Below are 14,517 nucleotides of genomic sequence, written 5' to 3' on the forward strand. Positions count from 1 at the left end.
AAGTGGACTTCGCACTGCGAACTGCGCGGCAATGGACAGCAAGCGTTCATGGCAACGCGAACCAGCGTCAACACCTGAAGAAGAAACGGACATGAAAACTCCCTCCGCCGCCCGATACAAAGGTCTCTTTCCTGTCGTGCCGACGCCCTTCACCGAAAGCGGCGAACTCGATCTCGAAAGCCAGAAGCGCTGTGTCGACTTCATGATCGACGCGGGCTCGAATGGCCTTTGCATCCTGGCCAACTTCTCCGAGCAATTCCTCCTGTCCGACGACGAGCGCGAAGTGCTCACGCGTACCGTGCTTGAACATGTCAACGGCCGCGTGCCGGTGATCGTCACGACCACACACTTCAGCACCCGGGTCTGCGCCGCTCGAAGCCGCCGCGCACAAGACCAGGGCGCATCGATGTTGATGGTGATGCCGCCTTATCACGGTGCCACGTTCCGCGTTCCCGAGCCGCAAATCCATGAGTTCTACGCGCGGCTGTCGGATGCGGTGACCATCCCCATCATGATCCAGGACGCGCCAGCTGCCGGGACGCCGCTGTCCTCGGCCTTTCTTGCGCGCATGGCGAAGGAGATCGAGCACGTCAGCTACTTCAAGATCGAGACCGCGGGTGCTGCAGCCAAGCTGCGCGAGTTGATTCGCCTCGGAGGCGACGCCATCGAAGGTCCGTGGGACGGTGAGGAAGCCATCACGCTGGTGCCCGACCTCGACGCTGGCGCGACAGGCGCGATGACCGGCGGCGGCTTTCCGGACGGCATTCGACCGATCCTCGATGCGTGGCGAGCCGGGCGACGCGACGACGCCATCGCGGGCTACGAGCGCTGGTTGCCGCTCATCAACATCGAGAACCGCCAGTGCGGGCCGCTGGCTGCCAAGTCCCTGATGAAGGAAGGCGGCGTCATCGACTGCGAAGCGCCGCGCCATCCCTTCCCCGCGATCCACCCGGCATCCCGTGCGCTTCTGATCGAAACCGCCAAACGTCTCGACGCACTGGTGCTGCGGTGGGCACGCTGAACGTGAAAGCCAACATGCAACAACACGACAACCTCATCGGCGGCGAATGGGTCAAGGGCAACAGCTACAGCCCCAACCTGAACCCCTCGAACCTGTCCGACACCATCGCCGAATACGCGCAGGGCGACGCGGCGCAAGTTGCAGCGGCGGTCGCCGCCGCCACCGCCGCCTTCCCCGCTTGGGCCACGGGCAGCGTGCAAGCGCGCTCGGATGCTCTGGACAAGATCGGCAGCGAAATCCTCGCGCGCAAGGAGGAACTCGGCGCGCTGCTCGCTCGCGAAGAAGGCAAGACCAAGGCGGAAGGCATCGGCGAAGCCACGCGCGCCGGCCACATCTTCAAGTTCTTCGCCGGCGAATGCCTGCGGCTGTCGGGCGAGCTGCTGCCCTCGGTGCGTCCTGGCATCGGCGTGGAAATCACGCGCGAGCCGGTGGGCGTCGTCGGCCTGGTCACGCCGTGGAACTTCCCCATCGCCATTCCCGCCTGGAAGATCGCGCCGGCATTGGCCTTCGGCAATTGCGTCGTGCTCAAGCCCGCTGACCTGGTGCCAGGCTGCGCATGGGCGCTGGCCGACATCATCAGCCGCTCCGGTATTCCGGCAGGCGTGTTCAACCTCGTGATGGGCCGCGGCAGCGTGATCGGCGATGCGCTGGTCAACGATCCCGGCATCCATGCGGTGAGCTTCACCGGCTCGGTCGGCGTGGGCCGCCGCATCGCCTTGAAGTGCGTGGAGAACCACAAGAAGGTGCAGCTCGAAATGGGCGGCAAGAACCCGCAAGTCGTACTCGACGACGCTGACCTGAACCAAGCGGTTGAACTCAGCGTCCAGAGCGCCTTCTATTCGACCGGTCAACGTTGCACGGCATCGAGCCGCCTCATCGTCACCGAAGGCATCTATCCGAAGTTCATCGAGGCGATGAAGCAGCGCATGGCGAAGATCAAGGTGGGCGATGCGCTGGCGCAAGGCACCGACATCGGCCCGGTCTCCAGCCAGAGCCAGCTCGAGCAGGACCTGAGCTACATCGAGATCGGCAAGAGCGAAGGCGCCACGCTGGCTGCGGGCGGCGAACGGCTCAAGCTGGACACCGACGGCTTCTATATGTCGCCGGCCCTCTTCAGCGAATCGGTCGCTTCGATGCGCATCAACCGCGAGGAAATCTTCGGCCCGGTGGCGAGCGTCATCAAGGTCAAGAACTACGAGGAAGCGCTGGCGACCGCCAACGACACCGAGTTCGGCCTCTCGGCGGGCATCGCCACCACGAGCCTTAAGTACGCCACGCACTTCAAGCGCCACAGCCAGGCCGGCATGGTCATGGTGAACCTGCCGACGGCGGGCGTGGACTACCACGTGCCCTTCGGCGGGCGCAAGGGCTCCAGCTACGGTCCGCGCGAGCAGGGCAAGTACGCGCAGGAGTTCTTCACCACGGTGAAGACGGCCTACACGCTGGCTTGAGCAATCAGGCCGGGCAAATCCTGTCCATAACGAAAGCCCCGATGAAAACAAGCGGTTCCTCGATCGCAGCGCGCAAGCTCCTGACGTTGTCGCTGTCTTCCATGTTGGCCACGACGACACTCGCCGCCGACTATCCCAGCCGGCCGGTGGAACTGATCGTGGCCGCTTCGGCCGGCGGCGGCACCGACATCGTCGCGCGCGCTTTTGCCGAGGCCGCCCGCACGCACTTGCCTCAACCCTTTATCGTCGTCAACAAGCCCGGTGCTTCGAGTGCCATTGGTTTTGCCGACGTCGCCAACGCCAAGCCCGATGGTTACAAGGTCGGCGTGATGAGCGTGAACCTTGTCATCCTGCCCGCCTTGGGTCTCATGAAGGTCAACGCGGACGACTTCATCCCCGTGGCTCGGCTGAACTTCGATCCTGCAGCCATCACGGTGCGCGCCGATTCGCCCTGGAAGACCGTGGAGGAATTCATCGCTGACACAAAGAAGAAGCCTGGCGTCATGCAAGTCGGAAACGGTGGCGTGGGCGACATCTGGCACATCGCTGCGGCGGCGGTCGAGGATCGCACGGGCGCGCAGTTCAACCACGTGCCATTCCAGGGCGCGGCCCCGGCGGTCGCAAGCCTGCTCGGCGGCCACGTCGATGCCATCACGGTGAGTCCTGGCGAAGTCTTGCAGCATGTCCAGGCGGGCAAGCTTCGCGTGCTGGCGATCATGGCCGACCAACGGCTGGGTGGAACCTACGCCAGCACCCCGACACTCAAGGAACGCAAGATCGATTTGTCGATCGGCGTGTGGCGCGGCCTCTCCGTCCCCAAGGGCACTCCTTTGGACGTCGTGCAGACGCTGAGCAAGGCAGTGAGCGCGACTGCCGCCGAGCCAACCTTCAAGGAGGCACTGGCAAGGGCCAACCTTGGCGAATCGTATGCCGACGCCAATGGCTTCAAGGCGACCATTGAAAGCGACCGGGAGTCTTTGAAGAAGGTCCTTGCCAAGCTCGTGATCCAGAAATAATCAGATCGCCATGGCAAATACGGGCCCTCTCCGAGCCCGGTTGCTTTGCATCCTTGCTCCCGCTTTCCCGGAACGCTCAGAGCTTCTTCACAATCACACTGCCAATCGAATACCCCGCCCCGAAAGAGCAGATCACGCCCACATCACCAAGCTTGATGTCGCCCTGATGGCGATGGAAAGCAATGATGGAACCGGCTGACGCGGTATTCGCAAACTCATCCAGGATCACAGGCGCATCGTCCAGCGTGGCATCGCGACCGAGCAACTTGCGCGCGATGAACTGGTTCATCGACAGGTTGGCCTGATGCAGCCAGAAACGGCGCACGTCGGCGGGCGCATAGCCCAGCGTGGCCAGGTGCTGTTCGATGTGGTCCGCCGCCATGGGGCAGACCTCCTTGAACACCTTGCGCCCTTCCTGGCGGAACAACTGGTCGCGGTCGTCCGGGTCGCGGTCTTCGGCGCGCGACATGAAGCCGAAGTTGTTGCGGATGTTGTTGGAGAACGTAGTCAAGGCCTTGGTGCCCAGCACCTCGAAGGCACCGGCAGGCGCGAGGTCCAGACGCTCCACCAGCACGGCCGTACAGACGTCGCCGAAGATGAAATGGCAGTCGCGGTCTTTCCACGCCAGGTGGGCCGAGGTGATCTCGGGGTTGACCATGAGCACGGCCCGAGCGCCGCCGCTGCGCACCGCGTTGAAGGCCATCTCCAGCCCGAAGGTGGCCGACGAACACGCCACGTTCATGTCGAAGCCGAACCCCTGGATACCCAGCGCGGTCTGGATCTCCACGCCCATGGCGGGATAGGCGCGCTGCATGTTGGCCGAGGCGCAGATCACCATGTCGACGTCGCCGGCGGTCTTGCCGGCACGCGTCAGCGCGTCCTGCGCCGCCTTGACGGCGATCTCGGCCATCAAGGACAGCTCCGTGTCGGGCCGCGGCGTGAAGACGGGGCGCATGCGCGTCGGGTCCAGCACTCCGGACTTTTCCATCACGTAGCGGCGTTTGATGCCGGAGGCTTTCTCGATGAACTCCACGCTGGAGTTGACCAGCGCCGCGCGGGTGCCCGCCTCGATCTCGGCGGCGTACCTGGCGTTCTCCAACGCGGCGTACTGGTTGTAGGTCTCCACCAACTCCTCGTTGGTGATCACCTCGGGCGGTGTGAACAGGCCGGTGCTGCTGATGGCGACTCGATGCATGGCGACGTCTCTGATGGTTCTATGTGGGAAATGCGCAGCCGAACTGCGCGGGGCCAGGCAGATTGTCCACTACCGATCGGGGCCCGCCTCCAGCCACGGGTCAGTCCCGACGTTGATTTCTTGCCACTCAAAGTATCCTTCCCTTCGCCTTGTATCAAGCACGGAGACACATGGCCACCAACGAACAGGAACAGCGCTGGACCCAACGCCCTGACGGCTCCACCTGGGGCGATTTCGGACCCGACGACCAACTCGGCCGAGCCAACCTGCTGACCGCCGAAAAAGTGCGCCAGGGCCTCGCAGAAGTCCGCGAAGGCCTGACCTTCTGCCTCAGCCTGCCGCTGGACCTGCCGGGCGGCAACGTGCTGAACCCGAGGCGCCACCCGCCGGTGCTGCGCCCCACCCTGCGCGATGGCAAGCCGAACATGAACTATCGGCTGGAGCTGCTCAATCCACTCCACAGCGATGTGATCTGCGACGACCTGGCGATCCTGCACCTGCAGTACTCCACGCAGTGGGACAGCTTCGCCCACATCGGCCAGATGTTCGACGCCAACGGCGACGGCCTGCCCGAAGCGGTCTACTACAACGGCTACCGCGCAGGGCCGCACATCTTTGGCCCCGTCGACGGATCGGATGCCGGCGTGCCCGAGCGCGGCGCCAACGCGCGTTCGACCTCCGCGGCACGCAAGCTCGGCATCGAGCACATGGCGGTGCACGGCATGCAGGGGCGCGGCGTCATGATCGACCTGCAGGCCAACCTGGGGTCCGGGCGCACCCTTGTCGGCTACGATATCCTGATGCGCGTGCTCGACCAGGACCGCGTGGTGGTCGAACCAGGAGACATGGTCTGCCTGCGCACCGGCTTCGCGCAGGCGCTGATCGACATGAAAGGCCAACCCGACGGCGTTGCGCTGCAGGGCGTGGGCGCCGTGCTCGACGGGCGCGACGAACGGCTCCTGCAATGGATCACCGACAGCGGCCTGGCCTCGCTGATCGCGGACAACTACGCCGTCGAGGCGCACCCCGCCGAGCCGCGCGCCGGCCCCTGCGCGACGCTGCCCTTGCACGCGCACTGCCTCTTCAAGCTCGGCGTCAATCTCGGCGAGATGTGGCTCCTGACGCACCTGGCGGATTGGCTGCGCGCCAATGGACGGTCGAGGTTTCTGCAGACGGCACCGCCCTTGCGCTTGCCCGGCGCCGTGGGCTCGCCGGTCACGCCGATTGCGACGGTGTGAGAAAACAAAAGGCCCGCTTGCGCGGGCCCTTCTCAATGCCCCTCCAAAGGGCAAAGCACGAAGCAAGAAACTCAGTACTTGTAGCCAAACCCAACCGTCAGCAGCGTGTCGGTCGTCTTGCGCCCAGCCGGCACCTCCGTGGCATGGCGAATCTGCAGGCCGGTGTTCAGCGTCCATGCGCCGGCAATGGCGGTGGACAGGCCCGCATCGAAGGTGGTCAAGGTGCCCAGCCCGCTGCCGCCCGGACGGATTTCCAGGCGCTGCTTGAAGCTCGTGCTCGAACTCAGCCGATGCGTCGAGGTTTCGCCGAACAGCAGTTCACCGCCGCTGTGGGTCACGCCGTTGGTATAGGCCACGCGCGCTGCGCCCACACCCGCATAAACGTCGAACAGCATGTCGGCATTGCGAATGACGTGGTAGCCCGCGCCGACGTCAGCGCCGATGCGCGACTTCAGGCCCGCGACGTCATTCGTCTCGCCCTCGCCGGCACCGAACAAGAAGATCTTTTCGGTCAGGTTGTAGTCGTAGCGTCCGCCCAGGCGCAGGCTGTTCGCGTTGGTGGATTTCACGCCGTCGCTCTTGCTCGTGGCGTAGTTGGTGATGCCCCAGAAGCTCAGTTGATCTTGCACGGTGGCCTTGGTGGCGTCGGCTGCGCCGGACAGCACCGTGGTCGACGAATTGCCAGCGCTGATGGCGCCGCCGAGCGAGATGCCGCCGTGCCACTGGTTGTCCAGCAGCGTGACCGGCGCTGCAACGGGCGCGGGTGCCGCGACCGCCGGCGGGGCCTTGACGGTCTGCGCTTGCGCAGCACCGACAGCGCCCAGTGCCAAGGCACATGCGGCAGCGATACGGGTGAGGTGTGACAGATTGGATTGGGTACGGTTCATGATCCCTGGTTTCTTTTGTTTGGATAGCGTGCTGGGCAGACCGCGAGGCGCAGGCGATGGGCGTGCGGCGGGTCATGCATTCGAGAAAAAGTGGGGGTGCGTGCGTCAACGTTGATTCATAGGCACAAAGATCCTCCGCATGGAATTTCGATCGGACATGCTGGTGTGCGTCTTCACGTTGCGAACCAGCCCGGCATCAGGCATCGGCCCGAAACGCAAAGTTTGTGTTGAGCGTTGACCCCGAATCGGGCGCGCAGCGTCAGGCAACGGACCGTGACCTTCGTGCAGGCGCATCCGTGAAATAAGTCTCAGACTGCTGTCGCTGGCGCCCATCAACCGTTGCGTGCCGCACACGCCAGATGGATGCGCCCACAGGGCATCGACACAGGGCGCCAGTCCCTGCCTCGATGCCCTTGCTTCCAAATCAGAACGCGTGGCGAATGCCGAAGTCGTAGCCGTAGGCGCGGTCGGCGCGATAGCCCGGCGCGCTGGAGTTGACGACGTTGGTGTAGCCCGGCACCGGCGCGTCGGTCGAGGCCACGTTCACCGGGCTCACGGCCGCGCCGTTCTCGTTGCGGGTCACGGCAAAGGTGGCATACAACGCCGTGCGCCTGGAGAGGTTGTGCACATAGCCGATGGCGAACTTGTCGACTTTCGGATCAGGCGTGCTCAGTGGCACCGGACCGTTGCGCGTGAAGTTGTAGAACTCGCCCTTGACCTGCGCATAAGACGCCTTGATGAGGCCCGGGCCCACCGGCACCGACAGGCCGACCAGGAAGTTGTGCGTGTCCACGTTCATCGGCGGCGTGAGGGCGGGCGTCAGCGGAAAGGTCGCGATGTCCACGAAGTCCGTCTTGACGTCGACCTGCGAATACTCGCCGAACAGCTTGACCACGCCGAAGTCATACGAGGCGCCGACGTTGGCCGTGTTCACCCGCGTGGTGGAGCCGTAGAAATAGTTGTCGGCAATGACGCTGTAACCATAGGCCACCGCGACGTCGAGCGGGCCGCTGGCATAGCCCACGCGCGCGCCGGCATAGCCGCCGGTGCGCGAGAGATTGGCGCGCGCCGGATTGTTCTCCAGTTCCACCGAGTTGATGTTTTCGTCGAAGGCATACATCGCCTGCCCGTAGAAGCCGCCCAGGCCGCTGGGCAGGAAGTAGCCCACGGAGTTGGACTTGCGCGCGTAGTTGCCGCGGTTCAGGCTCAGCGTGGGCAAGGTGCTGCCCAGCGTCTGCGCGATCAGGCTGGTGCCCGCGCCCACCACGCCGAAGGGATCGAAGATGGCGTCGTTCCAGAAAGTCGGGTTGTAGTCGCGACCCAGGCGCAATTCGCCCCAGGGGCTGAGCAGGCTGACCGTCGAGCGGCGATCGAAGAGCAGGCCATTCGCCTTGCCGGCCACGCCGGTGTCGTTCCACAGCGTCGATTCCAGCCAGAAGGCCGCGCCCAGGCCACCGCCCAGGTCTTCCTGGCCGCGAAAGCCGAAGCGCGTCGAGGCGTTCCCGCTGTTCGTCTGGCTCCACTGGCTCTGCTTGAGGACCGGCTGCGGCGTGGCGCTGGCGCCCTGGAATTTGCTGGTGGTTTCGTAATAGCTGACGCCGGCATCGACGACACCGAAGAAGGTCACGGACGATTGCGCCGAGGCAATGCCGGCTGCAGTCATGGCAGCCAGGCAAACGAGATTTTTTTTCATGGAGTTGCTGTTGGGGTGAAAGAGGGACGGCCGTGGAGACCGTCGCCGGATCGCGCGTAACCAAATGCGTCTGGCGCGTCAAAGGTACGTGGCGAGCCCTTTTCCCCACCCACCCACGAAGGGTGGAAGGGCTTACCCGCACAACGCATGCATGCCGCCGCATTCGGTGAAACCCATCCCCCCGAGATGGGTGGACTGAAGCCGGGGCGGCGCTCCGTATCGTCCTGCCAACAAGGAGACTTCATGAACCGCACCCTCGCCACCCTTTGCCTGGCATTGGCCTTTCCATTGGGCGCACTGGCCCAGACGCAGGGCGTCAGCAAGACTGAAATCGTCATCGGCTCGATCCAGGACCTGTCGGGTCCGGCCGCGGGATTCGGCAAGCAGGCGCGTGCCGGCATGCAGCTGCGCGTCGACGAAGTCAATGAACAGGGCGGCATCCACGGCCGCAAAATCCGCCTGCTGATCGAGGACTCCGCCTACGACCCGCGCAAGGCGGTGCTGGCGGGCCAGAAGTTGATCACGCAAGACCGCATCTTCCTGATGGCAGCGCACATCGGCACCGCGAGCAACATCGCCGTTCTGCCGCTGCAGATGGAACGCAACATCGTCAACTTCCTGCCGCTCACCGGCGCGCGGGAAATGTACGAGCCGCCGAGCAAGCTCAAGTACGCGCTGAGCGTGCCCTACTACGACCAGTTGCTTGTGACGGTGCCCAGGCTCGTGAAGGAAAAGGGTGCGAAGCAGGCTTGCGTGCTCTACCAGGACGATGAAGCCGGGCTCGAAATGCTGCGCGGCGCCGAGGCCGGTCTGAAGACCATCGGCATGCAGCTCACCGAGAAGACCTCGTACAAGCGCGGCGCCACCGACTTCAGTTCGCAGGTCGCGCGGCTGAAGGCGGCCAATTGCGATTTCGTGGTGCTGGGCACCATCATCCGCGAGACCGTCGGCACCATCGCCGAGGCGCGCAAGAGCGGCTTCAACCCGACCTTCATCGCCACCACGGCCGCCTACACCGACCTGGTCCCCAAGCTGGGCGGCAAGAGCATGGACGGCCTCTATGCGGCCATGACCACGCAGCACCCCTACACCGACGAAGCCTCGCCCGCGCTGCGCTTCTGGGCCAACAAGTACAAGACGCGCTTCAACGAAGACCCGACCGTGGTCTCCGCCTATGGCTACACCGTGATGGACCTCTTCGTGCGGGCAGCAGAAAAGGCGGGGCCGCAACTCACGACCGAAAGCTTCGTCAAGGCCATGGACACGCTCAGCGTGCCGCCTGACATGTTCGGCACCGATGCACTGAGCTTCTCGGCCACCAAGCGCCTGGGCAGCGACGCCACGCGGCTGTCGCAACTGCAGGACGGCCGCTGGAAGGTGGTGTCGGGCTACGAGCGCGCAGGCCGCTGATCGCAGCCCGCTGCGCCCCTGAAATTCATAACGACTGAGACAGAGAACCCAATGAACAAGCGCACCTGCATCGGCATCGCCGCACTCACCCTGAGCGCGCTGGCGGCCGCACAGGCCTACCCTGCCAAGCCGATCACCTTCGTCGTGCCCTCCGTCGCAGGCGGCGGCGTGGACATCCTTGCCCGCACCCTTGCCGACGAGATGAGCAAGCGCATGGGCCAGCCCATCGTCATCGACAACAAGCCGGGCGCTGCGGGCATGCTGGGCGTGCAGGGCGTGGCGCGCGCCAATGCCGACGGCTACACCGTGGCGGTGACGCTCTCGGCGCCGCTGCTCACCGCCCCCTACCTGTTCACCAACGTGCCGTACAACGTGCGCCGCGACCTGGCCTTCATCACGCAGCTGTGCACCGGCCAACTCGTGCTGGCGGTGAACGCGGACACGGTGCCCGCAAAGAACATGAACGAGTTCATTGCATGGTCCGAAAAGAACAAGGGCCATGTGAGCTATGGCTCCTTCGGCATCGGCACCGCAGGCCACCTGATGAGCGCCTACCTCAGCGAATCGCGCAAGCTGGATATGGTGCACGCCGCGTACAAGGGCGAAGCGCCGATGATCCAGGACCTCGTTGGCGGGCAACTCGCCTGGGGCATCGCCTCGGTCGGTTCGCTCGCGCCGCACATCGCCAAGGGACGCGTGCGCGCGCTGGCCGTTCTCGGCGACAAGCGCCCTGCTGACCTGCCCAATGTGCCGACCATGGCGGAATCCGGCTTTCCCGACCCCGAGTTCAAGCCCATGGGCTGGGTCGCGATGATGGCGCCCGCCAACACGCCGGCCCCGATCCTCGAACGCCTCGAAGCCGAGGCGCGCGCCGCCGTGCAGACGCCGGCCATGAAGGCGCGCTTCCAGGCCTTCGGCATGGAAGCCATGGGCACCAGCAGCGCCGAGTTCCGCAAGGACTTCGACGCCGCGGCGCCGGTGGTCGAACGCCTCATCAGGATCTCCGGCGCAAAGGCTGAATGACATGAACGCCATCGACAAGCAGATGCTCGCGGCCGCCGAACCCGCAACGGCCGACAGCCAGTTCGAGGCCGCCCGCCGCGGCTTCATCGCCACCATTCCCGATGCGGAGATCCGCAGTGCCAAGGGCCACCTCGTGTGGAGCATGGCCGACTACGCCTTCCTGGACGACGCACAACCGGCGCCGACGGTGCACCCGGATCTCTGGCGACATGCGCAGCTGAATGCCATCCACGGCCTCTTCAAGGTCACCGAGCGCGTGTACCAGGTGCGCGGCTTCGACGTGGCGAACATCAGCTTCATCGAAGGCGACACGGGCGTGATCGTCATCGACCCGCTCACGGTGACCGAGACCGCTGCCGCAGCACTCAAGCTCTACCGCGAGCACCGCGGCAATCGCCCCGTGACGGGGATGATCTACACCCACAGCCATGCCGACCATTTCGGCGGCGCACGCGGTGCGATCGACGAGCAGGACGCCATCGCGCGCCGCGTGCCCATCGTCGCGCCCAAGGGCTTCATGTGGCATGCGGTGTCGGAGAACATCATCGCTGGCAATGCGATGGGTCGCCGAGCGATGTTCCAGTTCGGCGCGACGCTGCCGAAGAACTCCTGCGGCCATGTCGACTGCGGCATGGGCAAGGCCATCCCCATCGGCACGCAGACGCTGATGCCGCCCACGATGAGCATCGAGCAGGACACCGAGACGCACGTCATCGACGGCGTGAAGATCATCTTCCACCTGGCGCTGGAGAGCGAGGCGCCGTCAGAGATGTTCATGCACTTCCCTGACCTGCGCGCGCTCAACACGGCCGAGATCGGCGTGCAGTCGCTGCATAACCTCTGCCCCCTGCGCGGCGCCCAAGTGCGCGACGCGCGCCTGTGGTCGCGTTATCTCGACGAAGCGCTCGACCGCTATGCGCCGACCGCCGACGTCGTGTTCGCGCAGCACAACTGGCCGACCTGGGGCAACGAGACCATCCGCACCTACCTGCGCCAGCAGCGCGACCTCTACAAGCACCTGCACGACCAGACCGTGCGACTGATGAACCGCGGCCTCACCGGCATCGAGGTGGCCGAGGCGCTGAAGCTGCCCGAATCGCTGGCGCAGCCTTGGGCCAACCACGGCTTCTACGGGACCATCTCGCACAACGTGAAGTCGATCGTGCAGTACTACCTCGGCTGGTACGACGGCAACCCCGCGCACCTGAACGCGCTGCCGCCCGAGCAGTCGGCGCCTCGTTTTGTCGAATACATGGGCGGTGCCGATGCCGTGCTCGACAAGGCCCGCCGCGACTTCGCGAAAGGCGACTACCGCTGGGTGGCGGAGATCACCAACCACCTCGTGTTCGCGGACCCGAAGAACACGCAAGCCCGCGAACTCTGCGCCGACGCGCTGGAGCAACTCGGCTTTGCGACCGAGTCGGCCACCTGGCGCAATGCCTACCTGCTCGGCGCACAAGAGTTGCGCAAGGGCGTGCCCAACATCCGCCGCCGCAACATCAGCCGCGACATGGTCTCGGCCCTGCCGCTGGAAATGCTGCTGGACTACTTCGCCGTGCGACTGGATGCGCAGCAGGCCGAGGGCCTGCAGATGTCCATCGAGTGGCACAACCCCGACCTGTCCGAGCGGTGGTCCATGCGACTGGAAAACGCCACGCTGAGCTACCTGCCCGGCGCCGCACGCACTCCGCCGACTGCACGCGTGACGCTCGGCCGCGCGGCGCTGGCCGCCTTGCAGATGGACCCTGCCGGCCTGCCCGCCGCCTTTGAGCGTCTGCACGGCGAAGGCGTCATCAGTGTCGAAGGCGACGCATCGGCCGTGCATCGACTGCTGGGCATGCTGGAAGACTTTCCGGTCATGTTCAACGTCGTCGAGCCTTGATGCGCCGGGACTGAATCGCTGCCATTGACCCCAGCCGGCCGCGCCTGCCGCGGCTGCTCCTGCGCCGAAGTGACCGGATTGCGATAGCTTGCACAGCCTCCTGGTCGCCAGTCAGCCACTTCACCCGAGCCACTTCACCAGTCGCGCATGAGACACGGCGTTGCGAATTCCCGGCGCCACCCGTATCGGGTGGAGGCGGACCGCAAGCGGCGCCGGATCATGCCCTGCACTTTGATCAAGCCCTCATGACCACACCTCACCCTGCCCTGCGCGGCTTGCCGCCCTTTCGTCTTCTTTCCAACGGCCAACTGATCGACGCGCCAACGACCTTCGACGTGATCGACCCCGCGACCGAGGCCGTTGTCGCCCAGGCGCCCGCCTGCTCCGCCGATCTGCTCGACGCCACCGTGAACGCCGCGCAAGCCGCATTCCCGGCCTGGAAGGCAACACCCGTCGAACAGCGCCGCGAAAAGCTCGAAGCCCTCGCGCAATGCCTGAAGGACAACGCGGATTCGCTGGCGATGCTGCTCACGGCCGAACAGGGCCGGCCGCTCGCGCTGGCACGCCAGGAGATCCTCGGCTGCATCCACTGGTGCCGCACCGTCGCGAAGATGGAGTTGCCGACCACCGAGCGCACTGACAAGGCCGGCATCACCTGGAGCACGCGGCGCGTGCCGCTGGGCGTCGTCGCCGCGATTACGCCCTGGAACTTCCCGCTCACCATGGCCGTGTGGAAGCTGGCGCCGGCCCTGCTCGCGGGCAACACCGTGATCGTCAAGCCCTCGCCTTTCACGCCGCTGGCCACCTTGCGCCTGGGTGAACTGGCCGTGGGCATCTTCCCGGCCGGCGTGCTCAACGTGCTCTCGGGCACCGACGAACTCGGTCCACAGCTCACCGCGCATCCGGGCATTGCCAAGGTGGCGTTCACCGGATCGACCGCCACCGGCCGCCGCGTGATGGCTTCCGCTGCGCCGACGCTCAAGCACCTGACGCTGGAGTTGGGCGGCAACGACGCAGCCATCGTCATGCCCGACGTCGACGTGGCCAAGGTGGCCAAGCGCCTGTTCATGGGCGCCTTTCTCAACTCGGGACAGGTCTGCGTCGCGGCCAAGCGCATCTATGTGCACGACGCGATCTATGACGAGTTCGCCAGGGTGTTCGCAGCGGCGGCCGAAGCCGCCCCCGTCGGCAACGGCCTCGACGAGCGCACGGTGCTCGGCCCGGTTCAGAACAAGCTGCAGTTCGAGCGCGTGAAAGACCTGATCGCCGCCACGCGTGCCGCCGGCCATCGTTTCCTGACGGGCGGCACCTTGCCCGAGGGCCCGGGCTACTTCATTCGCCCCGCGGTGGTGGACAACCCGCCGGACGACGCACGCGTCGTCGTGGAAGAGCCCTTCGGCCCCATCGTGCCGCTGCTGCGCTTCAGCGACACGGACGAAGTCATCGCGCGCGCCAATGCCACCGACTTTGGCCTGGGCGCCTCCGTGTGGTCTTCCGACCTGGATCAAGCGAAATCCATCGGCGCACAGCTGGAGGTCGGCACGGTGTGGATTAACAGCGTACAACTGCTGGATCCGTTGACGCCATTCTCAGGACGCAAGCAGTCCGGCCTGGGCATCGAGAACGGCCCGGAGGGCTTGCTTGAATTCACCGCCATCCAGACCCTGGTGGCCTGACCCGATTCATCTGATTCACACATCG

At 65.3% G+C, this 14,517-nt stretch carries 11 protein-coding genes; 8 read left to right on the forward strand and 3 right to left on the reverse strand.

The window, feature by feature from the left end:
• Positions 1-91 precede the first annotated feature (91 nt).
• Genes QTI66_RS03495 through QTI66_RS03505 form a run of 3 tightly spaced genes read left to right on the forward strand, consistent with a single transcriptional unit; the run spans position 92 to position 3,488 of the window.
• A complete protein-coding gene (locus QTI66_RS03495; protein ID WP_286557522.1) occupies positions 92-1,021 on the forward strand; it encodes a dihydrodipicolinate synthase family protein in 930 nt (309 codons plus the stop codon).
• 14 nt (positions 1,022-1,035) lie between these two features.
• Positions 1,036-2,472, forward strand: coding sequence for an aldehyde dehydrogenase family protein (locus QTI66_RS03500; RefSeq protein WP_286557523.1), 1,437 nt, complete (start codon positions 1,036-1,038; stop codon positions 2,470-2,472).
• A gap of 41 nt (positions 2,473-2,513) precedes the next feature.
• Positions 2,514-3,488, forward strand: a complete 975-nt coding sequence (locus tag QTI66_RS03505) for a tripartite tricarboxylate transporter substrate binding protein (RefSeq protein ID WP_286557525.1) — start codon at positions 2,514-2,516, stop codon at positions 3,486-3,488.
• Between the two features lie 76 nt (positions 3,489-3,564).
• On the opposite strand, the gene QTI66_RS03510 is transcribed toward QTI66_RS03505, so the two are convergent.
• Entirely contained in the window at positions 3,565-4,683 is a 1,119-nt protein-coding gene (locus QTI66_RS03510) for a beta-ketoacyl-ACP synthase III (protein ID WP_286557526.1), read from the reverse strand.
• A gap of 170 nt (positions 4,684-4,853) precedes the next feature.
• Here QTI66_RS03510 and QTI66_RS03515 point away from each other — a divergent pair, with 170 nt between their 5' ends.
• Positions 4,854-5,921: a cyclase family protein gene (locus QTI66_RS03515; protein ID WP_286557527.1), complete on the forward strand. Its 1,068-nt coding sequence runs from the start codon at positions 4,854-4,856 to the stop codon at positions 5,919-5,921.
• Between the two features lie 71 nt (positions 5,922-5,992).
• Here QTI66_RS03515 and QTI66_RS03520 read toward each other — a convergent pair whose 3' ends face one another.
• On the reverse strand, positions 5,993-6,808 hold the full coding sequence (locus QTI66_RS03520) for a DUF481 domain-containing protein (protein WP_286557529.1): 816 nt from the start codon (positions 6,806-6,808) through the stop codon (positions 5,993-5,995).
• 424 nt (positions 6,809-7,232) lie between these two features.
• Positions 7,233-8,501 (reverse strand): porin, encoded by a 1,269-nt coding sequence (locus QTI66_RS03525; protein WP_286557530.1) that lies wholly within the window; start codon positions 8,499-8,501, stop codon positions 7,233-7,235.
• Between the two features lie 243 nt (positions 8,502-8,744).
• Here QTI66_RS03525 and QTI66_RS03530 point away from each other — a divergent pair, with 243 nt between their 5' ends.
• From QTI66_RS03530 to QTI66_RS03545, 4 genes are all read left to right on the forward strand, one after another.
• On the forward strand, positions 8,745-9,911 hold the full coding sequence (locus tag QTI66_RS03530; protein ID WP_286557531.1) for an ABC transporter substrate-binding protein: 1,167 nt from the start codon (positions 8,745-8,747) through the stop codon (positions 9,909-9,911).
• Positions 9,912-9,962: 51 nt separating this feature from the next.
• Entirely contained in the window at positions 9,963-10,934 is a 972-nt protein-coding gene (locus QTI66_RS03535) for a Bug family tripartite tricarboxylate transporter substrate binding protein (protein ID WP_286557532.1), read from the forward strand.
• 1 nt (position 10,935) lies between these two features.
• Positions 10,936-12,816, forward strand: coding sequence for an alkyl/aryl-sulfatase (locus QTI66_RS03540; protein WP_286557534.1), 1,881 nt, complete (start codon positions 10,936-10,938; stop codon positions 12,814-12,816).
• A 245-nt stretch (positions 12,817-13,061) separates the two neighbouring features.
• A complete protein-coding gene (locus QTI66_RS03545; protein WP_286557535.1) occupies positions 13,062-14,492 on the forward strand; it encodes an aldehyde dehydrogenase family protein in 1,431 nt (476 codons plus the stop codon).
• Positions 14,493-14,517: the final 25 nt, after the last annotated feature.

The sequence above is a fragment of the Variovorax brevis genome (genome assembly GCF_030317105.1).
In the GTDB taxonomy this organism is placed as follows: domain Bacteria; phylum Pseudomonadota; class Gammaproteobacteria; order Burkholderiales; family Burkholderiaceae_C; genus Variovorax; species Variovorax brevis.